This window comes from Amycolatopsis sp. NPDC059021, from assembly GCF_042739895.1.
In the GTDB taxonomy this organism is placed as follows: Bacteria; Actinomycetota; Actinomycetes; order Mycobacteriales; family Pseudonocardiaceae; genus Amycolatopsis.
Map to the genome: position 1 here is coordinate 20556 of NZ_JBHYIQ010000038.1, position 24058 is coordinate 44613.

At 68.3% G+C, this 24058-nt stretch carries 19 protein-coding genes and 1 tRNA gene; 6 read left to right on the plus strand and 14 right to left on the minus strand.

From position 1 onward, the window contains the following. Positions 1 to 72: 72 nt before the first annotated feature. The 6 genes from ACFWX1_RS22645 to ACFWX1_RS22670 all read right to left on the minus strand — a co-directional run bounded on the left by ACFWX1_RS22645 (position 73) and on the right by ACFWX1_RS22670 (position 6824). On the minus strand, positions 73 to 933 hold the full coding sequence (locus ACFWX1_RS22645; RefSeq protein ID WP_378390288.1) for a glycosyltransferase family 2 protein: 861 nt from the start codon (positions 931 to 933) through the stop codon (positions 73 to 75). A gap of 324 nt (positions 934 to 1257) precedes the next feature. After that, on the minus strand, positions 1258 to 2322 hold the full coding sequence (locus ACFWX1_RS22650; RefSeq protein WP_378390290.1) for a ParB/RepB/Spo0J family partition protein: 1065 nt from the start codon (positions 2320 to 2322) through the stop codon (positions 1258 to 1260). Positions 2323 to 2847: 525 nt separating this feature from the next. Beyond that, complete coding sequence (locus ACFWX1_RS22655) at positions 2848 to 4227, minus strand: FAD-dependent oxidoreductase (RefSeq protein ID WP_378390292.1); 1380 nt, start codon at positions 4225 to 4227, stop codon at positions 2848 to 2850. After that, positions 4224 to 5459 (minus strand): MAB_1171c family putative transporter, encoded by a 1236-nt coding sequence (locus tag ACFWX1_RS22660; RefSeq protein ID WP_378390294.1) that lies wholly within the window; start codon positions 5457 to 5459, stop codon positions 4224 to 4226. Before ACFWX1_RS22660 ends, ACFWX1_RS22655 begins: the two co-directional genes overlap by 4 nt. Next, a complete protein-coding gene (locus ACFWX1_RS22665) occupies positions 5449 to 6057 on the minus strand; it encodes a hypothetical protein (RefSeq protein WP_378390296.1) in 609 nt (202 codons plus the stop codon). The genes ACFWX1_RS22660 and ACFWX1_RS22665 overlap by 11 nt, the downstream gene beginning before the upstream one ends. After that, the gene (locus tag ACFWX1_RS22670; RefSeq protein WP_378390298.1) at positions 6057 to 6824 is read right to left on the minus strand and encodes a helix-turn-helix domain-containing protein; all 768 of its coding nucleotides are present in this window, start codon (positions 6822 to 6824) and stop codon (positions 6057 to 6059) included. The genes ACFWX1_RS22665 and ACFWX1_RS22670 overlap by 1 nt, the downstream gene beginning before the upstream one ends. A gap of 1287 nt (positions 6825 to 8111) precedes the next feature. Between ACFWX1_RS22670 and ACFWX1_RS22675 the strand changes: the two genes are divergently transcribed. Continuing rightward, entirely contained in the window at positions 8112 to 9215 is a 1104-nt protein-coding gene (locus ACFWX1_RS22675) for a hypothetical protein (RefSeq protein ID WP_378390300.1), read from the plus strand. Positions 9216 to 9265: 50 nt separating this feature from the next. Here ACFWX1_RS22675 and ACFWX1_RS22680 read toward each other — a convergent pair whose 3' ends face one another. Together ACFWX1_RS22680 and ACFWX1_RS22685 are read right to left on the minus strand one after the other, a co-directional pair. After that, positions 9266 to 11026, minus strand: a complete 1761-nt coding sequence (locus ACFWX1_RS22680) for a hypothetical protein (protein WP_378390302.1) — start codon at positions 11024 to 11026, stop codon at positions 9266 to 9268. 352 nt (positions 11027 to 11378) lie between these two features. Beyond that, a tRNA-Ala gene (locus ACFWX1_RS22685) sits at positions 11379 to 11451 on the minus strand. 144 nt (positions 11452 to 11595) lie between these two features. Here ACFWX1_RS22685 and ACFWX1_RS22690 point away from each other — a divergent pair. Beyond that, positions 11596 to 13248, plus strand: a complete 1653-nt coding sequence (locus tag ACFWX1_RS22690; RefSeq protein ID WP_378390304.1) for an FAD-dependent oxidoreductase — start codon at positions 11596 to 11598, stop codon at positions 13246 to 13248. Further along, positions 13245 to 14672, plus strand: a complete 1428-nt coding sequence (locus tag ACFWX1_RS22695) for an ATP-binding protein (RefSeq protein ID WP_378390306.1) — start codon at positions 13245 to 13247, stop codon at positions 14670 to 14672. The genes ACFWX1_RS22690 and ACFWX1_RS22695 overlap by 4 nt, the downstream gene beginning before the upstream one ends. On the opposite strand, the gene ACFWX1_RS22700 is transcribed toward ACFWX1_RS22695, so the two are convergent. Beyond that, positions 14669 to 14890, minus strand: coding sequence for a helix-turn-helix domain-containing protein (locus ACFWX1_RS22700; RefSeq protein WP_378390308.1), 222 nt, complete (start codon positions 14888 to 14890; stop codon positions 14669 to 14671). The two genes, ACFWX1_RS22695 and ACFWX1_RS22700, sit on opposite strands and share 4 nt — an antisense overlap. After that, the gene (locus ACFWX1_RS22705; protein WP_378390310.1) at positions 14890 to 15534 is read right to left on the minus strand and encodes a hypothetical protein; all 645 of its coding nucleotides are present in this window, start codon (positions 15532 to 15534) and stop codon (positions 14890 to 14892) included. Before ACFWX1_RS22705 ends, ACFWX1_RS22700 begins: the two co-directional genes overlap by 1 nt. A 101-nt stretch (positions 15535 to 15635) precedes the next feature. Between ACFWX1_RS22705 and ACFWX1_RS22710 the strand changes: the two genes are divergently transcribed. Beyond that, positions 15636 to 16091 (plus strand): SRPBCC family protein, encoded by a 456-nt coding sequence (locus ACFWX1_RS22710; RefSeq protein ID WP_378390312.1) that lies wholly within the window; start codon positions 15636 to 15638, stop codon positions 16089 to 16091. A gap of 98 nt (positions 16092 to 16189) precedes the next feature. Here ACFWX1_RS22710 and ACFWX1_RS22715 read toward each other — a convergent pair whose 3' ends face one another. Both ACFWX1_RS22715 and ACFWX1_RS22720 read right to left on the minus strand, forming a co-directional pair. Continuing rightward, positions 16190 to 17020: a hypothetical protein gene (locus tag ACFWX1_RS22715; protein WP_378390314.1), complete on the minus strand. Its 831-nt coding sequence runs from the start codon at positions 17018 to 17020 to the stop codon at positions 16190 to 16192. 214 nt (positions 17021 to 17234) lie between these two features. Next, positions 17235 to 18194 carry an ornithine cyclodeaminase family protein gene (locus ACFWX1_RS22720; RefSeq protein ID WP_378390316.1) on the minus strand — a complete coding sequence of 320 codons (960 nt, stop codon included), beginning with the start codon at positions 18192 to 18194 and terminating at the stop codon, positions 17235 to 17237. A 72-nt stretch (positions 18195 to 18266) separates the two neighbouring features. On the opposite strand from ACFWX1_RS22720, the gene ACFWX1_RS22725 reads away from it, so the two are divergent. Further along, complete coding sequence (locus ACFWX1_RS22725; protein WP_378390318.1) at positions 18267 to 18911, plus strand: pentapeptide repeat-containing protein; 645 nt, start codon at positions 18267 to 18269, stop codon at positions 18909 to 18911. A gap of 23 nt (positions 18912 to 18934) precedes the next feature. On the opposite strand, the gene ACFWX1_RS22730 is transcribed toward ACFWX1_RS22725, so the two are convergent. Together ACFWX1_RS22730 and ACFWX1_RS22735 are read right to left on the minus strand one after the other, a co-directional pair. After that, positions 18935 to 21361, minus strand: coding sequence for a LuxR C-terminal-related transcriptional regulator (locus tag ACFWX1_RS22730; protein WP_378390320.1), 2427 nt, complete (start codon positions 21359 to 21361; stop codon positions 18935 to 18937). Further along, on the minus strand, positions 21358 to 22488 hold the full coding sequence (locus tag ACFWX1_RS22735) for a molecular chaperone DnaK (protein WP_378390322.1): 1131 nt from the start codon (positions 22486 to 22488) through the stop codon (positions 21358 to 21360). The genes ACFWX1_RS22730 and ACFWX1_RS22735 overlap by 4 nt, the downstream gene beginning before the upstream one ends. A gap of 293 nt (positions 22489 to 22781) precedes the next feature. Between ACFWX1_RS22735 and ACFWX1_RS22740 the strand changes: the two genes are divergently transcribed. Next, positions 22782 to 23921, plus strand: a complete 1140-nt coding sequence (locus ACFWX1_RS22740) for an IniB N-terminal domain-containing protein (RefSeq protein WP_378390324.1) — start codon at positions 22782 to 22784, stop codon at positions 23919 to 23921. Positions 23922 to 24058: the final 137 nt, after the last annotated feature.

Sequence of the window (24058 nt, forward strand, 5' to 3'; positions counted from 1 at the left end):
CGGTGAGGCTGACGCGATCTCGCGTAGATCTTCAAACATCCGAGCCGAACTTCCGCAACCAGCGTGCCAGCGTCAGCGGTTGCCGAACCACTGGACGAGCGACGCGGCCGCGGTCAACGCAAAACGAAGTCCCAGAAATACTGCGGCAAACGGAATGGTGAGCACACGAGAGATTCCGGTGCCGAGGCGCCACTGGAAACGCAATGCACCTAGGTGATGATGGTAGATGCTACGGATTCGCCGAGACCGAGACGACCGTCCGCCGAGGTGCGTTACGCTCACAGAAGGTTCATACAAGGTGGCGTATCCAACCTTTCGGGCGCGGAGACAAAAATCCATGTCCTCGACATACATAAAATACGCCTCGTCGAGGCCGCCCAGATCTTCCCATACCTGCCTCGGTGCCAGCATGCAACACCCGGATACCCAGTCGACGGTCGCAGTACTGGTACGATCGATCTCCCGGGCATGATAGCGCTGAGTGGCGGGATTATCCGGCTTGACCCTTCCCAGTAGAGCATGGACTGTCGCATCCACTATAGTGGGAAAACGCCTGCCGCTGGGGTATTCAGTTCCATCTTCGTTAACGACTCGTGGACCAACGCAGCCGATCCCCCTCCGGGAATCCGCTGTTTTGATTAGCTGAGCAATGCCGTTTGCTGGAAAAACAGCGTCGGGATTGAAAACCAGCACCCATGGCGCGGTCCCATGGCGCGTCCCCTGGTTCACCGCCGCGGAAAAGCCGCGGTTGCCCCCATTTCGCACCACGACCGCCCCGAGTCGCTCGGCTATCGCCGCACTGTCGTCGGATGACGCGTTATCAACGACCGTGATACCGACATGCACGTCGAGTTGACGCTGAAGAGACTCGATACAACGGGGCAGGTCGGACGCGCTGTTGTAGGAGACGATCGTGCAATCTACGTAATACACTATATTCCGCCTGATGCCGGGATCTCGATTCACATAAAGGCTACTACGTGGGACCTCGTCGAGCACCAGGAGCCCGTGGAGGCTGCCCGTTCGTCCACCACCTGCGCAGCATAGGGAGTTGGGCGACAAGGCTTGGAGTAGCACCTTGAGGCTGAGACGCAACTGGGCCAGCACAGGACTCCGCGGCTCGGTCCCAGGCTTCGAGCCCTGGACGTTTTCACGTCGGACACCATGTCAGCCCCAGGCCCACGCGCGGTCGCGACACGCTGTCCGGGTTTCAACGCGACTGCCTCGTTACCCCTCAGAGGGGCCGGTCGACTTAAATTAGGTCGGTGAATGGCCAGAGTTATCAGCGCTGCGAGATTCCAGTTGGTCGATGAAACGGCTCCAAATGTCGATGCATCGTCGAGCAGCGTCCGCGACGGCGTGGCTGCAATGGGAAGGGATGTTTGCGGCGAGATACTCCCAGCAATCATCGTTGATAGTATGCACATCTAGCAGGCGAAGGGTCGTGCGCCCTGCGTCGGTGAACCTCAGCGAAGGATCCCTTCTCAGGGTTCCCATAATGTCGGCGTATCGCTCCGCAGACATTTGCGTCGTCGAACGACTCCTGCTCTCGAAGGCTCCTGATCTTTGAGGATCGCCTTGGTGTGATTCCTTCTTGGTTCTTCGAAGACGAACGGGGACAGGGTCTTCGCCCTGCCGTAGCCGCTCCCGGACATCCCTGGCGGTCGCGAGAGAGATCCCAGCTGCTTGGGATACCTCCCTCAAGGAGGCGTTAGGTCGCTCGGCAAGGACCTTGCTGGCGCGCAATCTTCCGTGTGCTGGGTCGATCGGTCGGACGCGCCCGTCTTGGCCGACTCTGCCGTTCAAGGCCGGAAACTCCGAGGTTGAACGCCTTCGGATGGCGGCGACTGTCTTGTCCGAGATGCCGCACACAGCAGCTATCCTCGTATTCGACCAGTGCGGGTAGGACCTGACGATCCTGGTTGCTGCGGTGGATCGTTCCGTACGCGATAACGGTAAGCCGTGCCTGGAGTTCAACTCGACCGCCAGTACGAACGCCTCTTCGATACTGCCTTCAAAGAACCTTACCTGGACGCAGGTTTCGCCTCGGAGGGAGGCCGCCCGGGTTCGATATGTTCCATCGATGATACGCATCGTCGGGCGATGGACAACAATCGGCGGCAGCGTGCAGTCTGACTCGGCAAGCGACCGAATGTGATCGTTGTCGTCGTAACCGCTCCGTGGTGAATCGGCCGGTCGTAGCTGGCTAAGCGAGACGTTCTCTGTGGCTATTGAGCTGTCATCATGACTTCCCAGCCGTACCGCTAAGTACTGGAGCTCCTCCGTTGATGCGGACGTGTTGCCATGAAAGATGGACTCCACATGTATCCTCCCCTTTCTTTGCTCGATGCTGCCCCGCTTAATCTTTCTCGCTACTGAGTCACCCAGGAAGCGGGATGCCTGAGAAGTTTCCGCTGTCCAGGCTCACGATCCGAGGGAAACGCCTTGTGGTGGACCTGCGCCGGCCTTGCCCCTGCCGGACGCGGCGTGAGCTGTATGGCCATTTCCTCCGAGTGCCGCCTCGTCTCGTCATAAAATATCGACTTCTGTGTGGCTCCCCCTTTGGGATTAGTGTAGATATGTAGTTTTAATATTCCTGATTCCGATCTCTGGGTAGATGTTTGTTGCTGTTTTCGAAAAGTCGTGTCGCAAAGTGTGGTAGTTGACGGTCGAATGCTGGCGCGTTCGCTGCTGAGACGAGGGCGCTTCTAGCGTTGGATGCGTAGAGCTGGCGTTGGGGGTTTGTCGGCGCTGACGGAGAAGTGCGGCGGAGATGTCGTTCGGAACTCGGATGAGCGGCTATCTCGGCCGTAATCGTCCGCAGGGTCACGGAGGGCAGTCAACGTGCTATTGCAGCATTGCGAGCTCGGGCGGTGAGAGTGGCGGATTGGCGCGGTCAAGTCCGGGCTGTGGGTGGCGGATGGCGTTGATGAGGACGGTGGGGGAGATGAGTCGGCGCGGGCTGGCGGAGAGGGTGTAGACGTCGAGGAGGGCTTTGGCCACGGTTTTGTGTTCGCCGATGGCGCGGCTGAGGCGGTCCAGGTAGCGCTGTTGGAGTCGTCCGCTGCGGCGTTGGGTTGGTCCGATGGTGCTGCGGTAGCGGACGTCTTGGCCAGCGGCCATGGACCAGGCGGGCTGGACGGCTTTGGCGACCGCGCGCTGGATGGCCGCGTAATCGGGTTCGGGTTTTCTGATGCCGTCGCGCAGGGCGAGGACGCTGGTGATCGCGGCGCTCATGCCGTGTCCGTAGATGGGGTTGAAGGTGCAGTAGGCGTCGCCGAGGACGACGAATCCATCTGGCCAGGGCTTGAGGCGGTCGAAGCGGCGATGCCGGTTGGGTGGGGCGCGGAAACCGCGGGGTGGGGTGAGAGGTTCGGCGGTGGCTATGAGGTCGGCGATGATGGGATGGCGCAGTTGGCGGGCGAATTCTTCGTATCCGGCGATGTCGGCGGAGGGCTCGGCGCCGCGCATGCCGGCGACGGTGACGATCCATTGGCCCTTCTCGATCGGCATGACCACCCCGCCGGCACCGGCGGCCTTGGAGTGCGGATCCGGCTGGATGCTGATGGCGGGGAAACGCTGCGGTGTGGTGGGGGCGCGGTAGAAGCGCGTGGCGTAAACGATTCCGGGGTCGATCACGGTTTCGGTGACCGATGGCAGCCCGAGCCGGGTGAGCCATTCGGGGGCCTTCGAGCTCCGGCCGGTCGCGTCGATGATGACGTCGGCTGGTACCTCACGTGTCCGGTGGGTGTCGAGGTCGCGGAGTATGGCGCCGGTGACGCGTCGTGGGCTGCCGAGCAGCCCGGCGATGTCGGTGTTCTCGATGACGGTGATCGGGTGTTTGGCGGTTTCGCGGCGGATCACATGGTCGAGCAGGGACCTGCTGGCGCTGATGAGGAACTGCATTTCGTCGTAGCGAGGGAACCAGCCGAGGCGGGAGGAGGTGAGGACCTCATTCGGCAGGCCGAGCCGTTGCGCTCCGGCGTGCAGCAGTGTGTCCACCAGTCCAGGGGAGAGTTGGTCGAGTGCGCGTGCGCCGCCGGCCATGAGCAGGTGGGTGTGCTGTGCTTGGGGAAGCCCTTTGCGGGGTTCGGGCCCGTCCGGGAACCGGTCGCGGTCGACGAGTGTGACGTGGTGCGCGCGTTCGGAGAGCACACGCACCGCGAGCATCCCCGCCAGGCCGCCGCCGAGGACCAGGGCGTGCTCGATGCGGGTCCGGTGGGTCATCGCGTTGCCTCCGCTTCATGCTGGTCAGGGATCAGGCCGGGTAGGTGCGGGCTTGCGAGGGCTTGAGCCACGGCGACCAGGCGCCCTCGTTCGGTCGCGAACGCGTGCTTGTTCTCCGGAGCGGGAGTCCCTTCGAGCGCGGCTCGTGTCCGGCGCGGAGCGCCGCGGAAGAACGCCCGCAGCGCCACGCGGATCTGCGCCGCCTCTACGAGTGCCGCCGCCTGCTCGTCCGGCAGCCCGACGTCCGCGGCCCGGTGTGCCGCGACCGTGGCCAGGTCCGGGTCGGCGAGGGCGCGCAGCCGCTCGAGCCAGTCGTTGATCTCCACCACGCGCCAGAACAGCCGGAACTCGATGCTGATCCGATCGGCCAGAGTGCGGGGAGTGTGCACCATCCTCGGATCGACATCCTTGAGGAGCGTCCACAACGGCCGCAGCCGTCGGCAGTCGCGCCCGCTGGTCCACCAGTTGCGCACCGCTTGCCGAACCGACGGGAGGCGAGGGCCCCAGGAGGCGATGCTGATGGCCACAAGGAACTCCGGCACTCCCAAGGTCGTGACCCGCGGCGCGACGAACGCGCCCCAATAGCTGAGATCTACGCCGAACCAGGCCGCGACGACGGCGACCACGGAGATCACCGCGTACGCCACGGTGAAGAGCATGCCGATGGCGGTCAGTCGGATACCGCGGCGCAGCCACTTCTTGTCGTCCGGGGTGTCACGCGCGCCGCGCCAGCATTGGTAGACGACGTCGCAGAATCCGAGCAGGTAGGCCACGAAGTAGAGGATGATGAACTCGGCGAGGTATGGCGTGGTCGCGAACGCCATTGTGAAGTCGAGATGCCGTTCTTCGACTCGGGGGCTCAGGGCGAACAGCACGCACATGGCAGTCATCACCACGGCGCCGCCGATCAGCACCCGCCGACTGCGCTGCCATGCCTGGGGCGCGTCGAATCGCCAGTTCAGCACCAGCGTCTGTGCCGCGCAGACCACGCCGATGGAGAAGATGTGGACCAGCAGTGGTGCGAGGTTGGCGATACCGGTGAGCGCCCGGGCCTGCTCTGCGATCGTCGGTGCCGCGAAGAAGAATGAGGCGAAGGTGACCAGCCCACCCAGGCACAGGGGCCGGATGGTGCGGCGGGCCTGTTGGGGTGCACGCAGCAGCGCGGGAAGCTTGTAAATGAATATGGCGGCCCCGCAGGCGGCGCTGAGGAGATAAGCCAGGTTACTGCCCATGCTCACCTCGCCAGGGAGAGTAGCCCAGGGCATACCAGGTGCGCGCTACTCGCGCGTCTTCCGTGGCGGGGTCGAAGGGCTGGATGTCCTGGCGTCCCGCCCAGTGGATCAGGCCGCGGGTCAGTTCGCCGGCGAGGATGTCCGCTTCGATTTCCTCGTGATGTGTCATGCAGGTCCGCCCGGCGATGATCTCCAGCATGGCTGGCGGCAGGTCGGGATAGAACAGGCGCCGGGCCTCGCCGCTGGTCAGGGTGACCGGTTCGTGTCGGCAGAGCATGTGCGCAATCTCGTGGAGCAGGATCACCAGGCGGTGCATCCAGCTGCGCGCCGTCGTCACGACGATGACGTGCACGCCGTCGTGGGTGACTGCCCACAGCCCGCTCACTCCGTCGCCGAGGTCGTCGAACCGGAGCCGGATCTCGCGTTGCAGCCGCTGGGCCATTATCTCGCACAACCGGACGCACACGGTCTCGGTCGTCGCCGACTTGTCCAGGGCCAGTTCATCGATCAGCTCGTTCCGCAATCTGCGGATCTCTCTGGATTTCATCAGGTCACCGTGTCGGGTCGGCGGAGCACTCCAGATGGCGACGGTGGTCATCAGCGGCCCGTGTCGTCGTTGGTCTCCGGCCTGTCGCGGTTGATCGTGCGGTTTCGCTTCGCACCGCCGGGGTCCTCCTGGTTTTCCGGTGTGGTTTTGTTGCCTTTGAGTGCCTGCGTCAGAGCGGTGATGATCTTGTCGCGGATCCGTGGTTCGAGTTCCTGCTCGCCTGCGCGCATGATGACGGTGTCCACCCCCAGCGACGCCATGGTCAGCCGCGTTTCCAGCTGTTCGTCCACCAGCGCGGCCAGTTCGTCATCGAGAAAGTACGGCGGATCGGCGCCGAAGACGTCCGCCAGCGCCAGGACATGCTTCAACTCGGGATCGACGATCGAACCATCACGCAGACCGGCCAGCGTGCTGGGCGAGATCGTCCAGTGCCGGTCGCCCAGCTCCTGACCCCGGCGCCGCACCGCGCCGACGACGAAGTTGAGGGTCAGTTCCCCTTGGCCAGGTGGGTGGACCAAGGCGAACAACCGGTTCAGCTTGTCCCGGAACGGACGCCGAACTCGCGTGGGGAGGGGCGGCTCCCGGCGGCCACCGACGAAATAGGCGGGGTGAACCCGCAGCGCCGAGGCCAGTCTGTCGACGACACGGAGGTTGGGATTGTCGCGTGTGCCCTTGCGCAGCTGGGCGATGTAGCTGTGGCTCACGCCGACTGCCTCGGCCAGCTCGACATTGGAGTAGGGCCGACGTCGGCCCGCCGGTGGAGCCGTGCAGAGTTCGTCCAGGATTTCGGCGAACGACCGACGCTGATCTGCAGCCATGCCCCCACCTCTGGTTTGTACTGAAATGAAGATCAATCAGGTAAGAACTTCGAACTGGTTGACGGTGCGTCATCGCTCAGTCTATTCTTCCTTGCGTCAGAGTTTCAACTGAAGTGAAGAGATTTGCGATCTCATCGCTTCCCGGTGCAAGGCGGCGCCACGGGGAGGTGGTGTCACGCCCGCTCGTGCAATTTTCGTTGCTGTAGCAGGGGAAAGTGAAGCTCTTGGTGTCGCCTTGGCCCGTGGTGTCGACGAGGTTGCAGTGGTGCGAGTTGCGTGTCAGGTGGCAAGAAATCGCACGATTTGATGCGATTTTCGTAATAGACCCCTAGACGTCTTGCGAGATTCGATTTGCCATCAGGAATGTGTCGATTAATGCGGCAACGAAACGTCGAGGGGGCGGGTCGTCGTCGTGATTACCGACGGGAAGCGAGGAGGGGATGCTGAGCCAAGTCGACCTCGGCGACACCGTGTGTGTTGCAACAGGTCGTGTACCCGACGACATCGCTCGGCGTTGCGCCAGAGGTTGGTTCGATGCCACGCACTGGGCCACCCGGCAGGCGCCTCCCGCGTACCGGCTTGCTGGCCCCGCATTGCGTCCGTTGGAGACCGGGCATCCGGGCAGGACACAGCCATCACAGTTACTTGCCGACGTCAGACCGTGGCTCGCCGGGTCGCGCAATCCTGGTTTCCCCCCCGCGGCCAGGACGATCCGGCACATCGGAGGGGTGGCGGTACCAGCGCACGGCTTCCCTCAAGCCACGTGCCTCGGCCGTCACCTCTCCCGCGGGTGCTCTCTAGAAGCGGCGAGCATGCGCTCTGGCGAAGTCGCTCCGTCCGAGGACGCCATGTCCAGGGATTGCCGTGACATCCGCCGCGCTCAACTCCATGCGCGTTCTCTACACCGAAAACGTGCCCTGAGACTGCGGATTCGTCGCCTCCGACTACGGCACCGACGGGTGAACCATCCCGACCAGTCAACGGCCGCCGCCGGGTATCTGGCATGGAAATCGCGCAGGAACGCCTCTTGGGTCGCCGTGGTCACGATCACCACTCTAGGACGTCGGGACCGTCCCTCAGGATGTTTAGCGAATCCGGCCCTCACCTGACTTCGTCGGCGGCAGCTGAGCTAATGCAGCAGAGTTGCGTGTACCGAGCGATGTCGAAGGGCCCGGGGTGAGCCGGATCCTGCAGGGTCTACGAACGCGTTGACGTCCTGAGCAGGAACTTCGAGGAAACTGTCGGTGCGCGGTCGTACCCTGGGAAGTTGTCGCAGGGAGGCGCCCGATGTCGACGTTGGTGCGGTACAACCACGACGGGAACGAACGCGAGCTCGACCTGGCGGAGCTCAGCCCGGCCGACTACGACCTGATCAAAGCGCTGCACCTGCAGATCGACCGCGGCGACCGCGTCCTGCTGTGTCAGCAGGCACCCGGCGACGACGACGGCGCGGAGATGTTCGTCAAGCTCTACCGCGGCCGCTACTGGGCAGTGCACTTCCGCGGCAGCGGCTGCACCCAGAAGCACGAGATCAAATCGGAGTCGGACGAGCACCGCCGGCAGAAGGACTACTGGTACCGCGCGGCCGAGGACGCCGGCTACCAGGCGACCAAGGAGTACAACACCGGCAGGAGCACCGTCCTGGACGTCGCGATCGACGGGCCCTACCGCACCGGGATCGAAGTCCAGCGCTCCGCGATCGAGCCACGCCAGGTCAAATCCCGAACCACGAGATCGTTCGGCGCCGGCTGGCTGCCGGTCTGGTTCCTCGACTCCGACCGCAAACCACCCTGGTTCTACGAGGTGCCCACGCTCGGCTGCAACGACCTACCCTGGAGCTCCCTGCCGCCACGGCGCGCGGCCCCCGCCCTCGGCCCCCGCCGAATGATCCCCACCCGCTGCACGATCAGCGACTACAACACCTGCCCCACCGCAGGTCGCCCCACCACCGGCCGCACCAAACGCCGACGATCCAAGGGCGCCTGCGGACGCCTGCACCCGAAACCCGAGCCCTGGCCCGGCCTCACCGTCGACGACGTCGCCGCCATGCTCCCCGCCGGCGAACTCGTCGCGATGCGCGACCTGCTCGGCGACGTCCGGCTCATCTCACCCGCCGACCTCGAGCTGTTCCAGGACATGACCGAGCTCAGCGGCGAATATCGGCCCGGTACGGCAACCCGGCTCCGCGGTCGGCCGGCACCACGGACCACCGAATGTGCCAACACCGGGCACCGCCGCGTCCACGCGGTCAGACAATGCGCGAAGTGCGGGCTGCGCCCACCCGGGCCAGGCGGGATCCTGTGCGAAACCTGCTGTCTGATGATCCAAGGCCGCACCGCGCACGACATCTACGCCCAACTGCCTCGTCGGCCTGGGACGACCTTCCGGTAGTCCGGACACCTCTGGGTCAAGATGTCCGGACAAGGCGGAAGCTCATGGAGTTAGTCGCCGCGCGCCGCTTCGATCCGTTTGAGCAAGGTCGTGGTGAGGAGTTGTGTCTGCGTTCCCCACGCTGCGGCGAACGCTCGCCATCGGTCGGGTGAGTCACCGCAGATTTCGGCGACTTTCGCCGCGAGCCGCGGCCCGTACACGGGATGGCACTCGAGTTCGCGCACCGGCACGCGCCAGGCGAGGTCGTCGGTCATATGGGCGGAGCTGAGGGCATGAGCGACGATTGCGTCCCGCTCTGGGCCCCGATCGCGGAGGAGGTCGGCAAGTGCCGCCACCGGGTCTGCCATCGCCGAGAGTTCCTCGTCCGTCGGCAGGTTTTCCGTGGCTGGCGCTGGCTTGGCCGCAGGGGCTGTACGCGATTGCCGGGCGGCGAGCACCTCGGCGCACAGACGACGGGCGCGGCTGCGGGCGGGCAGCGGCTCCTCGATGTCACGGAGGTGATCCTCCGGTAGGTGTTCGAGCAGGCGACGGAGCTGCGAGGTCGATGCAGCGGGGTTTGCCACGATCGCGTCGACGAGCTGATAGTACGAGACCTGCTGTCGAGGTCGGACGCCCACTGCGGCGGCCACCAAGGCATCGACACACTTGGAACTGGTAGTCGCGCTGGCGACCACGACGAGATCAGCCCATCCGCCCGCGTGGGCGATCCGCACCGGATCCCATCCGCCGGCGATCATGCTGGCGATCACGTCGCCCACCTCGTCTCGCGCCAGCTGCGTGAGCCGTGGAAAACGCTTCAGATAGACGACCACATCAGTGGCCTCCGCGGTCTTCAATTCCGGCAGACACTGAAGCAGTTCGGTATCGGTGAGTTCGTCCGCGGCGAGAAACGCGCGCCTGATCCGTGAACCCAGTTCCGGGTGGGACAGCAGTTCCTTGCGCCGATCGGACGGCTGCTCGGTGATCAGGTCTCTGAGCAGCATCTCCGGGGTGTGCCGATCCCGCCACCCCCAGACTTCGGACGCGGGTTCCGGTGGCTGCGAACCGAGCACCACGTCGAGGATGGTCGCGGCGAGTCGTGTTTTCGCCTGAGCGGGCCAGTTCTTGGCATCCCACCACAGCTTCGCGGCGTCGTCGTAGGACAGCGTGGCGACCTCACGCATGGCCGCCTGCTCGATCTCCGGCCGCTGTAACGCGGCCCCGAGAACGCTTGCCTCGGCGGGAAACCGGTTCAGCAGTTCGAGAGCCTCCGCGGCGGTGCAGCACTCGGCCGCGACGAGGTCCGCCGCGTCCCACGACTCCACGCCGGCCAGCAGCCTCTGCCGCGTCTCGTCGTCGAGGTCCGTTCGGGCGAGCAGCGGCTTGATCCCCCGCGACGATATCCACTGAGCGGCTTTGTCGACGAGTTGCCGCTTTCCTTCTTCTGGCAGATCCGGCAACGCGGCCAGACGCTCCCACAGACCACGCGACTCGGCGGAGGACCAGCCGGTACGCAAGGAAGGTTCAGGGTGCTCGTTCGCCGTCACGGCGGGAACCACCCTCCGGCGTGGGAGACCGACAGCGAGTCTGGCCGCCGGCAAGTCGTCGACGACGAAGAGATCCTGGCTCCACTCACCTGGCCACGCCACGATCAGCAGGTCACGCTCTTCGGCGGCACCGAGCATCGTGCGCTTCTCGGCGTCAGTCTTGGCCTGGGTGACCAAGCCATCCGCACCTATTCGTAACAACGTCACTGTCCTGGCCAGCCAGGGCAAGGACTCCACCGAACTCGTCGTCCTCAAGCGCGCGTCGAAAACGAACTTTCCCCTCATCCGCACCAGCTTAGGGTATCGACCTGCTCGCCTACATTCGTTTCCGATATGAAAGCCGGTGGGCCACGAGCGCGGCGGTGGCGAGTGCGAGCGCGCCAGCTGCGGCGAGTGCGCGCAGGACTGGTGTGGCGGTCATCGCTCGCGCGAGAAACCTTCGAACGATCACTCGGATGGTTGACAGAACTGGAGCAGTCTTGGTGACCCCATATCAAATGGGGTCACGGTTTGCTCCAGTTTTGCTTCAGCTACTGAACAGTAACTGAAATTTGGGCTCCCAAAACTCAAAGCTCGCTAGTACGAAAAAACCGCCCTACTTGCGCTGAGTGGCAAGTCGGACGGTGTTTCGTCACTGTGGAGCTAAGGGGACTCGAACCCCTGACCCCCTCACTGCCAGTGAGGTGCGCTACCAGCTGCGCCATAGCCCCGAAGCGAAGGTGAACTCCGCGTTTCGTGTGTTCATAAGATACACCCCGTCGCGACGGCGTTCGCAGGGGGGTGCCCCGCGGTCGTGACCGGCCGCTTCCCCGGAACGCTCCGTTGTCGCGGTGCTTCCCCGTAGGCTGCTCCTCGTGAGCCAGCCGATCCTGATGACCGTCGACGACGACCCCGCCGTCTCCCGGTCCGTAGCCCGTGACCTGCGCCGCCGTTACGGCAAGGACTACCGCGTCATCCGCGCCGATTCCGGGGCCGACGCGCTCGACGCGCTTCGCGAGATCAAGCTGCGCGGCGACGCCGTCGCGGCCATCCTCGCCGACTACCGGATGCCGCAGATGGACGGCATCTCGTTCCTGGAGCAGGCGATGGACCTGTTCCCGCACGCCCGGCGCGCGCTGCTGACCGCGTATGCCGACACCGACGCCGCGATCCAGGCGATCAACGTGGTGGACGTCGACCACTACCTCCTCAAGCCGTGGGATCCGCCGGAGGAGAAGCTGTATCCGGTGGTCGACGCGCTGGTCGAGGCGTGGCGGACGGTGGGGGACCGGTCGGTCGAGGACATCAAGGTCGTCGGGCACCGCTGGTCCTCGCCGTCGTATCACGTGCGCGACTTCCTCGCCCGCAACTCCGTGCCCTACCGCTGGTATTCGGTCGACGACGCCGAGGCGTGCCGGTTGCTGGACGCCGCGGGGGCCACCGCCGCCGACATCCCGGTGCTCATCACCGCGGACGGCACGGTCCTGCGTCAGCCGAGCGGTGCCGAGATCGCCGACGCCGTGGGCCTGTCCACCCGTCCGGCCCAGGAGTTCTACGACCTCGTGGTGGTCGGCGGCGGCCCGGCCGGGCTCGGCGCGGCGGTGTACGGCGCGTCCGAGGGGCTGCGCACGGTGCTCGTCGAGCGCAAGGCCACCGGCGGACAGGCCGGGCAGAGTTCCCGCATCGAGAACTACCTGGGCTTTCCCGACGGCGTTTCCGGTGCCCAGCTCACCGACCGGGCCCGGCGCCAGGCGCAGAAGTTCGGCGCGGAGGTGCTGACCGCCCGTGACGTCGTGGGTCTGGAGGCGCGCGGCTCGGCGCGGGTGATCACGTTCGGTGACGGCACCGAGATCGCCGCGCACGCGGTGGTGCTGGCCAGTGGCGTCTCCTATCGCGCGCTGGAGGCTGACGGCGTCGCCGAGCTGACCGGCCGGGGCGTGTTCTACGGATCCGCGGCCACCGAGGCCCCCGAGTGTCACGGCGAGCACGTCTACATCGTCGGCGGCGCCAATTCCGCTGGTCAGGCGGCTGTCTTCTTCTCGAAGCACGCCCGCGCGGTCACCATCCTCATCCGCGGGGAATCGCTCGAGGTCTCGATGTCGCACTACCTCATCGAGCAGATCGCGGCGATCGGCAACATCCAGGTGCGTACCCGCACGACCGTGCTGAAGGCCCATGGCGCGGACCATCTCGAAGCACTCACGGTCTGTGAGAACGGCGTCACCGAGACCGTCGAGACCGGGCACCTGTTCATCTTCATCGGCGCCGCGCCGCGCACCGACTGGCTCGGCGAGGACCTGCTGCGCGACGACCACGGTTTCGTCCGCACCGGGCCCGACCTGCTCACCGAGGGGCGCAGACCACCTGGCTGGCCGCTGGACCGGGACCCGCACTACCTCGAATCGTCCATTCCCGGGGTGTTCGTCGCCGGGGACGTGCGCGCGCAGTCGGTGAAGCGCGTCGCGTCCGCGGTCGGGGAGGGCGCCATGGCCGTCACCCTCGTCCACCGCTACCTGGAGGAACAGTGAGCGAACCCGCATTGCCGCGGGACGAACTCCGCGGCCTCTTCCTGTTCGAGCATCTGACCGAGGAACAGCTGGACTGGGTGTCCGAGCACGCCGTCGTCGAGCATTACCCGGCGGGCACCACGATCATCCGCGAGGGCGACCCGGCGACCTGCTTCTACCTGCTGCTTTCCGGGGCGCTTCGGCTGACCAGGCTGGTCAGCGGCACCGAGGTCGAGGTCACCCGCTCCGATCAGCGCGGCGCCTATTGCGGTGCCACGCAGTTCTTCGTGCACCAGGATTCCGAACACAGTTACGGCGCGTCGGTGCACGCGGTCAGCGACCTCAGCTTCCTCACCCTGCCCGCCGAAGAGTTCGCGATCGAGTTCCGCCAGTGGTTCCCGATGGCGACCCACCTGCTGGAGGGCATGTACCTCGGCTGGCGCAACAGCGACACCGTCATCGGTTCGCGACGCCGTCTGCTCGCGCTCGGCGAACTGTCCGCCGGGCTCACCCACGAGCTCAACAACCCGGCCGCCGCCGCGGTACGGGCGACCGCGTCGCTGCGCGAGCGGGTCGCCGGGATGCGGCACAAACTCGCGCTGCTGGCCAAAAAGGACATCGAACCCGAGCTGCTGGAGCTGTTGCTCGAAGTCCAGGAGCGGCTGGTCAAACAGGTCGCTTCGGCGCCGAAGCTGACGGCGATGCAGCAGGCCGACCGCGAGGACGAGATCGGCGACTGGTTCGACGAACACGGTATCGGCCAGGGCTGGGACCTGGCGAGCATCTTCGTCGCGGCCGGGCTCACCGCCGCCGACCTCGACCACGTCCTCGAATCGGTGGGGGAGACGTTCCTCGACGGTGCCGTCCGCTGGCTCGCCTACGCGCTCGAGACCGAGATGCTCATGGGCGAGATCGAGGACTCGACCACGCGCATCACCGCGCTGGTCGGCGCCGCGAAGCAGTACTCCCAGATGGACCGCGCGCCGCACCAGTGGATCGACGTGCACGAGGGCCTCGACTCCACGCTGGTCATGCTCGCCGGCAAGATCGGCGAAGGCGTCCGCGTCGTCAAGGAGTACGACCGCGAGCTGCCGCGGATCCCGGCCTACGCGGGCGAACTGAACCAGGTCTGGACGAACGTCATCGACAACGCGCTCGGCGCGATGAACGGCGTAGGCACGTTGACGCTGCGGACATGGCGCGTCGACGACCAGCTGCGGGTCGAGATCGGCGACACCGGCCCCGGTATCCCCGCCGATATCCGCCAGCGGATCTTCGAACCGTTCTTCACCACGAAACCCGTCGGCGAGGGCACCGGTCTCGGGCTCGACATCTCGTGGCGCATCGTCGTCGAACGGCATCAGGGCGACGTGCGCGTGGAGTCCGAGCCGGGGAACACGCGGTTCGAGATCTGCCTGCCGATCACCGAACAGGCGTCGATCTAGGGACGGTGGCCGAGCAGGTCGCCGGGCTGGCAGCCGAGGACCTGGCACAACCTGCTCAGCGTGGAGAACCGGATCGCCTTGGCGCGCCCGTTCTTCAGCACCGACAGGTTGACGACCGTGACACCGACGCGCTCGGCCAGCTCGGTCAGCGTCATCCCGCGTTCGGCGAGCAGGCGGTCGAGGTGGACTTCGATGCCGTGCGGCTCGTCCGGCGGCATCAGATGGTGCCTTCGAGGTCTTCGCGCATCCGGCTGCCGATCCGCAGGATCCGCGCGAAGGACAGCGCCGCGGCGCCGGCGACGATGGCCCACCAGGGCAGTTCGCCCACCCAGTCACTGAACCACGAGCCCGAGGACAGGTCGGTGACCATGCTCCGGCGCAGGAAGAACCGCGCCAGCGCGGAGATCATCGCGAGCACCGGCCCGCCGATCAGCAGATACCAGCCGAGCCAGCGCAGCTTGCCGGGAACGACGTCGGAGTAGGGCCCTTTCCTGGTCGCGGTCTTGAGGAAGTGCAGCAGGACGATCAGCGCGCCGACGATGAAGACGCCCGGCGGCAGCTGATCTCCGATCCGAGCGAAGCGCTGGCCGGCACTCGGCGGCTCGGCGCACAGATTCGTCACGTTCGCGCTCGCTTTGACTCCTGGCTTCAGGCTGGTGCCGAGGTCTCCGGTGATGTGCGAGGACACGAAGTGGGTCGCGTCGACGCAGATGCTGGTGGGCTTCGCGCCCGGCCACCAGCCCGCGGTGTAAACGGTCTGGACCACGGCGAAGATGAACAGGAGCCAGAACACGATGGACAGCACCTCGGCGATGCCACGCAGGGGCTGGAACGGGTTGCGTTGCTTGCTCGCCTTGGTCACGGTGCCTCCTTCATATCGTTTTTCGATGTTATCGAAAGACGATAGCATCGATAAACGATATGGTCGACCTGGTGGGGCGGTGTCGCCGTAGCGTTGAGGTCATGGCGCGTTTCGAGCTCACCACCGGCATCGCCGCATCGCCGCGGCGTGTTTTCGATGTCTCGCTGGAGGTGGAGGTGCACACCGCGTCGATGGCCGGTGCCGCGGAGCGGGCGGTCGGTGGTGTCACCTCCGGCAGGCTCGCGCTCGGCGACACCGTCACCTGGGAGGCGCGGCATTTCGGCCTGCGGTGGCGGATGACGTCCCGGATCACCGCGTGTGAACCACCGGGGTACTTCGTGGACGAGCAGGTCGCCGGCCCGTTCCGGCGGTGGCATCACGCGCACCATTTCGCGCCGGACGGCCGTGGTGGGACGGTGATGCGCGATGTCGTCGACTTCGCGGCTCCGCTCGGCTTGCTGGGGGCTCTCGTCGAGCGAGTGGCGCTCGACCGGTACATGACGCGGCTGATCCGCGTCCGCAACGGCCACGTCAAGGCGGTCGCCGAGGCTTCCTGAACGCGCGTGGCGGAGCACCTGATCGTGTGATGGCATCGAACGGGCGTTCGAGTATGGTCGTGGTGTGGGTCACACGGCCCGCGTGACAAGGGGAGGTGTCAGGGACGTGCGCCCAATTTCGGCAGGGTCAAGGTCAGGGCCGCGGTGGTCAGCCAGCTCAGCAGATCGGAGAGCGGAATCCGGGAGAGCCGTTCCGGCCACTCGTCGGCGACGGTGTGCAGGACGAGTTCGTCGTGCCGTGGTTCGACCGCGGTCAGCCGGATCCCCGGCGGCAGTTCGGGCAGGGGTAGCCGGATGGGCTGGAACCGTTGGGGCGGGCGGAACTTCCATCGTCCGATGTGGAACGAGCGCGGGGTCAGCACGACCGCCGAATCGTCCACAGTGGATTCCAGGGTCAGGTGGCCCCAGAGCGGCCGCCGGGCCCAGCGTACGTGCAGCAGGCCGTCTTCGGCCGGAGTCGCCACGATTCCCGGGCGATGCTCGGCCACGCGCCGCTGGACGATGTCGGCGGCGACGGCTATCTGGAGTTCCACTCCCGCGGGGATGGCCGCGGGGGAGGGGAGCGACCGTAGTTTCACGTCGCGGGCCAGCACCGTGACCCGGCGCAGCGGGATCCGGTCGTCGGTGTCGCCGGTGCCGTCACCGGGCTCCGGCCAGTCGACGTCCTCGGCGACGATGCGCACGTCGCCGACGCGGCCGGTCGCGAGCTTGAGCGAGCCGGCGGGGTAGTCGAGTTCGGTCAGGGTCAGGCCGACCTCGCGGTCACCGACCTTGGCGGTGAGCCTGCGCCCGATGAGCTGCTCGGTCACGGTGCGGGCGAGCGCGGCCGGGGTGGCCGGGACGTTGGGCAGCAGGGAGCGGCCGGCCGCGGCCAGGCCGGAGAGCTCCGGCCAGGGCACCCAGCTGTCGAACCATCGCCCCTCGCTCATCGGACCAGTGTTGCCGAAACACGTCGCCGCCGGGAGCGGCGGGGTACGGGATGGGCCGAGGGTGGTCTCCGGCGGGCGCGGCGGAGGCGGCCTCGGTGACCAGGGGGAACGTCGCGGGCAGGCGGCGTTTCCCCTGGTGCGGGGGTGAGATGGGTGTCACCCGAAGGAAGAGATCTTCGTAACGGAGGGAGAAAGGGTTGGCGGGAGAAAGCGGCTATCCGTGAGCGGGCGGTGACACGGCGAAGGCCGGGTCGAGCAGGCGGGCGACGGCCCAGTCCTGGGCGGCGACGCCGACGGACTTGAACACGGTGCGTCCGTCCGTGGCGGGCGGGGTGCGCAACGCGGGGCCCAGTTCCAGGATCGCGGCGCGATCGACGAGACCGGTCTCGACGGCGTGCCGGATCTCGCCGGACTCCTCGAGACAGGCGTCGAGCTGATCGACGACCACGGCCGACGCCGTGGCGAGCAGGTCGGCGGGCAGTTCGCGCATCGAGGGCCGGAACGAGCCGATCGCGTTGACGTGGACGCGTTCCGGAAGCGCGGCCGTGGCGAGGACCGGCGTGTCGCTCGAGGTGGCACAGCAGACGATCTCCGCATCGGCGACGGCGTCGTCGGCGCTGGTCGCCACCCGGGTGACGAGCCGGGGGAACTCGGCGGTCAGCTCGGCCAGCAGGGCCTGGGCCCGGCCGGTGCCGCGGCTGAACACGGTCAGCGTGCGGAGGTCCCGGACGGCGGCCACGGCGCGGACCTGGTCGGCTGCCTGGGCGCCGGCGCCGATCAGGGCGAGCCGGGAGGCGTCGCGGGGTGCGAGCAGGTCGGTCGCGACTCCGCTGGCCGCGCCGGTGCGCAGGGTCGTGATGGTGGCGGCCTCGGCGACGAACTGCCGTTCTGCGGTGGTCCACACGAGCGTGCTCTGGATCAGCGGGTCCCGGCCGCGGACGACACTGGTCGTCTTCACCGTGGCCGAACCGGTCGGCCGGTGGTAGGCACTCATGACCAGCACGGTGCCCGCCGCGGGCGCGTCGCCTCCCGCGGCCTCGCCGCCGAAGGCCAGCCGTTGCGGCTGGACGAAGCAGCCGTCGGCGAGGTCGAGGAACGCGTCGCGGACGGAGTCCACGGCGGCAGGCATCGGCACCGCGGCGCGGACCTCGCCGGCACTGAGCCACTGGGACATCGCACTCCTCCGGGATCGTCCGTGGCCGGAATGTCGGTGGCAGAGGTTAGCGTGGCCTGGTGCGGAGAAGCCATGTCTGATGCCCAGCCCGAGTCCCCAAGCGAACCCACAGCCGAGTCCCGGCGGGAGACCACCGAGGACACCGTCTTCCAGCGGGAGGACTGGTATGCCGAGGAGTTGACCGGGCGCACGTTCGTCCGGTGCCAGTTCCACGAGGTCGATCTCACCGAGGCGGCCACGCGCGGTGTCGTGTTCACCGACTGCGTGTTCGGCAACGTGCGGTTCAACTCGTCGCGGCACACCGATTCGGCGTTCACCGGCTGCACCTTCAAGCGCTGCAACCTGTTCGACGCGGAGTTCGTCGGGTGCAAGCTCGTCGGCAGCGTGTTCACCGAATGCTCGCTGCGGCCGTTGCGGGTCACCGGCGGGGACTGGTCGTTCGCCGGGCTGCCCGGGGCCGACCTGCGTGGTGCGCGGTTCCACCAGGTGCGGCTCCGGGAGGCCGATCTCACCGCGGCGAACTGCGTGGACACGGTGTTCGCCGACGTCGACCTCTCGGCGGCCCAGGTGCACAGCGCCAAGTTCGGCCGCGCCGATCTGCGCGGGAGCGATCTGTCGGCCTTCGACCCGTTCAACGTCGAGCTGACCGAGGCGATCATCTCGCCGGAGCAGGCGACGGTGCTGATGACGTCGATGGGGCTGCGGGTGCGGGCCTAGGCCGTGCGGTCCGGAGCGCCGGGTCAGGGGTGCTGGGCGAGCAGTTCGCGCAGGATGGCGAGCAGTTCGCGGCGGTCCCCGGCGCCGAGCTTGCCGCGGATGCGGGCCATGTGGTGCTCGACGGTCTTCCCGGAGATGAAGAGCTTGCTGCCGGCCTGCTTGTAGGTCAGCCCGTCGACGACGAGGCGCGCCACCTGCAGTTCGCGTTCGCTCAGCGCGCTCAGGCCGGTCGTCCCGGCCGGTTCGGGCGTGCCGGTCTCGCGGCGCGCGGTGCTGCCCTGGAACTGCCGGGCCGCTTCGAGCAGGTGGACCATCGCCTTGCGGTCGGAGGTGCGGATCGCGGCCTGTCCCGCCAGCCGGGCGGCGTCCCAGCACAGGCCGAGCTCGTGCAGTTCGGCGGCGGCCGCCGAGACCTCGCCGGGTTCGACGGCGCCGCCGAGCACGGCGAGCCAGCCTCGGGCCGCCCGCGCCATGGTGGCGGGGTACCGGCCGTGGTCCGCGTGCCGCGTCAGCGTGGCCAGCTGGGTTTCCGCGGCGGCGGAATCCTCCAGCGTGATGGCGGCGTGCAGTTCGTGCCAGGCCAGTGAGACCGTCCACAAAGGAGGGTCGCCGAGCCGGGCCAGCAACGCGTGCGCGCGGTCGAGCTGGCGGGCCAGCTTGGCGTGGGCACCGGCCCTCGCGGCGGCGATGGCGAGTTCTCCCAGCGGCAGCAGGGTGAACAGGTCCGCCTGCTGCCGCATGGAGGCCTGGTAGGCGCGTTCCCACGCGTGCTGCAGCCCGACGAGATCACTGGCGCGCCGGGCGAGCCCGAGGTCCAGCGTCGCGAAGAACAGCTCGTCCCGCGCTTCGAGGGGACGGCCGAGGTTGGTCACGGCGTCGCGATGCTCGGCGGCGGTGGCCAGATCCCCCGCGGTCATCGCGACCCAGCCGAGCAGCAGCCGGTGCCGGGTGGCCAGCAGATCGCCGCCGATCCGGTTCGCCAGCGCCCGGGTCAGCACCGACTCGGCCAGCGCCAGCTCACCGGAGTGCAGCCCGGCGAGCGCGGCCAGCGCGGCGGGACTGTCCGGCAGGGCGAGCCCGCCGCCGGCCGGTTCGAGCATCGTCGCCGCGCCCACCAGGGTGGAAAGCGCTTCCGCGGCGCGGCTTTCGGCGGCCCCGCCCGGGGCCACCGATTCGGCGATCCCCTGCGCCATGCGGGTGGCGGCGCCCGCGAACAGGGTCGGCACGACACCGGGAGCGGGCGAGTCGAGCAGGCGGTTCGCGCCGTCGGGGTCGCCGGTGCCGACGAGGGCGATCGCCGCGAAGGCGTCCGCGCTGCCACGGCCCGCCCAGTGATAGAGCTCCGCGCTGCGGGCGAGTTCGCCGCGATGGGCCAGTACCGTCGCGGCGATTTCCGCGCCCGCCGCGCGCGTGTCGGCGTCCTCACCGCCGAGCATGCTGTCGCCGAGCCGCAACGCCGTGTCGAGATCACCGGAAAGCGCCGCGGCGCGGGCCCAGCCCGCGGTCAGCTCGGGGCCGCGGGCTCCGGCTTCCGCCGCCGCTTCGGCGAAACGTGCCGCCAGTTTCGCGTCGGCGGGGAGCGCTTCCCGCGCGGCGGCCGCGAAGGCCGCGGCCGCGCTCGTCCCGGCCCCGCCGGCGTCGAGCAGTGACCGGGCGAGGTCGAGGACCGGCAGTCCCTTGGTGAGCTGGAGGTCGACGAGCCGCTGCAGCGCGGTGAGCCGCCGGGCCGGTGGGCTGAACGCGCGGATCGCGTCCGCGGCCAGGGGCAGCAGCACGTCGTCGGTGCCGAGCAGCCCGGTCGCCCGTGCCCCGTCGACGACCTCGGGCAGCCGGTCCGGAGTGCGGCCCAGCAGGACGCTCAGCAGGTCGAGGTTCCGGCCGGCGCCCGCCTCGGCCGCGATGAGATAGCGCAGCACGTCGTCGTCCAGTTCGGCCAGTTCACCGCGGAACTCGGTCAGCCTGCCGGTGACCGCGCGGACGACGAGCCGGGGCACGCCGCCGGTCCTGGCGTGCACCTCGCGCACCGCGGCGGGATCCGCCGGGTCGCCGGTGACCTTTTCCCACAGCCGCCCCACTTCCGGTACGCCGAGCGGGGACAGCCGCAGGCCGGGGGTCCGCCTGCCGAACGTCTCGCCGAGCAGGCGCAGCGCCGCTCGCGGCCGTGGCCGGTGGGCCAGCACGATCGGCGCGTCCGTCCGGTCCGCGAGCGCGGTGAGCCGGTCGAGTTCGGTTTCGCCGAGCCGGTCGGCGTTGTCGACGAGCACCGCCTCGATCCCGGCCGCGCGATAACACGCGTCGAGCGCGTCGAGCAGGGTGGTCTTGCCGTAGCCGCCGGGGGCGACGACGGTGAGCCGCAACGGATCGGCGGGATCGGCCGAGACATCGGCCAGCAGCCGCTGGGCGGCGGGGTGGACGAGCTCGGTGCCGGAAGTCGCCAGCAGTGCGTTCAACAGTGACCCTCAGCGGATGCGGCTGCGCCGGGCCGGGCGCAGGAGGTCGGGGGAGCGGGGCGGGGGTTGCTGCCCGCGGTCGCCTCGTGCGTGGTCAGCGTGATCGTCAGGATCGACGCGGTGAGCGTGAGGACGGTGGCCGCGGCGGCCAGCGGACGTCGTTTGCCGAACAGCTTGCCCGGGCCTCGGCGTTCGGGCAGCGTGAACGGCGTGATCTCGACCGGCGGACGCGCCGGGCGTTCGCTGACCTCGGGGGCGAGGGCGGGCTGGGGGAGCAGCGTGGTCTCGACCGCGGCTTCCGCCCGCCGCGCCGGGGCGCTGGTGGTCACCGCGCTCGCGCCGAGCGCGGTGGTGAGTTCCGGATGGGGGCCCGCGAACACCGGGCACGGCAGCCGCCCCGGGAGCGAACCCGGTGCGATCGCGCCGCAGAACACGATGCCCGCCAAGGCTTTCGGCGGGACCGACGCGGTGTGGGCGAGCGCGAAGACGGTGCTCACCGCGGCGGCGGGCGCGACGCCTTCGGCCGTGGTCACCTGCCGCCAGCCGCTCGCGCCCGAAGCGGTCGCGAGCGTGACGGTCACCCCGTCCGGGCCGTACTCGCACACCGCGGCCGCGGTGTCGGCCGGGCCGGGCGCGGGCAGATGGGCGTGCAGCGCGGCGATCGGGCCCGGCACCAGGGTCACCGCGGTGATCCCGGCCGTGGTCAGCTCCCGGCGCAGCAGCTCGCGCCGGTAACCACCCCAGCCCGCCGGATGCGTCAGCACGACCTGTTCCGGGGCTCCGCCCGCCAGTTCGGCCGCGTGCTCGACGATGCCCTCGACGAGCACGCCGCTCAGCGACTGGGGTGAAAATCGTTCACCTTCAACGATGATCGGCACTTCGTCGCCGATCCGCTGGTGGAATCCGGTGAGCAGCCGGGACGGGATTTCGGCCCCGGCGTGCGCGGCCGCGTCACCGGTCAGCAGATATCCCTCGTCGTCCAGGAACAGCGCGGAAGCGGCCGACGGGGCCTGCTCGCCGAGCCACAGCGGTTCCGGCTGCCCCCAGCCGTCACCCAGCCGGGTGCGGGTGGCGGCGTGTGTCCTGGTGGGGGCGACGTCGATGCCGAGGACGTAGGACACCGGCATCTCCTCCTTCGTCGCGCGACCCGGCGGGAAACCCCTAGGGCCCGGAAATCCTCACCCGTTCGGGTCACTCAAGCAAGCTGGGAGTGGATTTAACCCAACGGGCGGCGTCTCGGATGAGCCCCTAACTCCCTAACGATGTCATACCGATCCCCTATTGGCTGACCGAACGACGACTCGGAGTAATCCCCGATGTGCCCCGGGGCCGGTCTTCCCTAGCTTGATCGACACGCGGGGACCAGCGACGGTCCTCGCCGTCCCCGTCCCAACGGACCTTCCCCACAGGAGAATTCCTCATGAGCTCCGTGCAGACCTTGCACGACTTCACCCTCAACCTGCTCTCGAACCCGGCCGCGCTGCAGGCGTTCGGCTCCGACCCGCAGCAGGCGCTCGCCGCCGCCGGGCTCGGCGACGTGAGCGCCGCCGACGTGCACGAGGTCATCCCGCTGGTGCTCGACTACGTCCCGGTCGACAACCTGAACGGCCTCGGCGGCGTCCCGCAGTTCGGTGACCTCACCGAGCGTGCCGACGTCCCGCAGGAGGGCCTCCAGGGCGCCATCGCCCAGCTGCACGCGCTGACCGCGGGCCTCGGCCTCCCGGCCGCGCCGGAGCTGCCGGGTGCCGAACTGCCCGGCCTGCCGTCGGTTCCCGCCGGTGTCCCGTCGGTCCCGGCAGGTATCCCGTCCGTCCCGGCCGGTGTTCCGGGCGTTCCCGCCGTTCCCGGCACCCCGGACCTCGGCCTGCACGCCCCGGCGCTGCCGCAGCTGCCGGGCGAGGCCGACGTCACCAACGCCGCCGCCGGTGTCACCGCGCTCGCGCACAACCCGACCGGTGCCTTCGGCTACGCGGGTGACCTCGCGCACGGCATCGACTCCAACCCGGTCGGCCAGGCCAACTTCACTGTCAACAACGCCGCGGGCCAGGTCAACAACAGCCTCGACAACGCCGTGGGCCAGGCCCAGCACGTCGGTGGCGAGCTGGCCGGTGCCGCGCAGGGCGCGGGCCTGCCCGTCCCGGGCGAGCTGCCGAACCCGATCGGCGACCTCGGCGGGCACGCCCCGAGCGCGGGCGACGTGACCGGTGCCCTCGGCGGTGTCGGTGGTCACATCGGCGACCTGACCGGTGGCCTGCAGAACGCCAGCGACCTCGACGTCAAGCACCTCGGCGGTGACCTGGCCGGGAACGCGGGCGCGAACGTCGGCACGCAGATCGCCAACGCCGCGCACAACGGTGTCGACGCCGCGCACAACGCCGTCGGTGTCGCGCACAACGGTGCCGGTGACGTCACCGGCGCGATCGGCAACGGCGCGGGTGTCTCCGACGTCCACGACGTGGTCTCCCACGTCGGCAACTGCAACGACCTCGGGCACAACGCGATCGGCAACGTCCACACCGGCGACATCGGCTCCGGCAACGACCTGCACATCTCGTTCTGATCCGGCCACGATCACCGATCGTGGAACCCCCCGGGCGCGCGCGCCGGCCGGCCGCCCCGGGGGGGGCCCCGGGGGGGGGGGGGGCCGCGGGGGGGGGGCGCCCGCGGAGGGGGCGCCCACCCCCCCCGCGCGGGCGC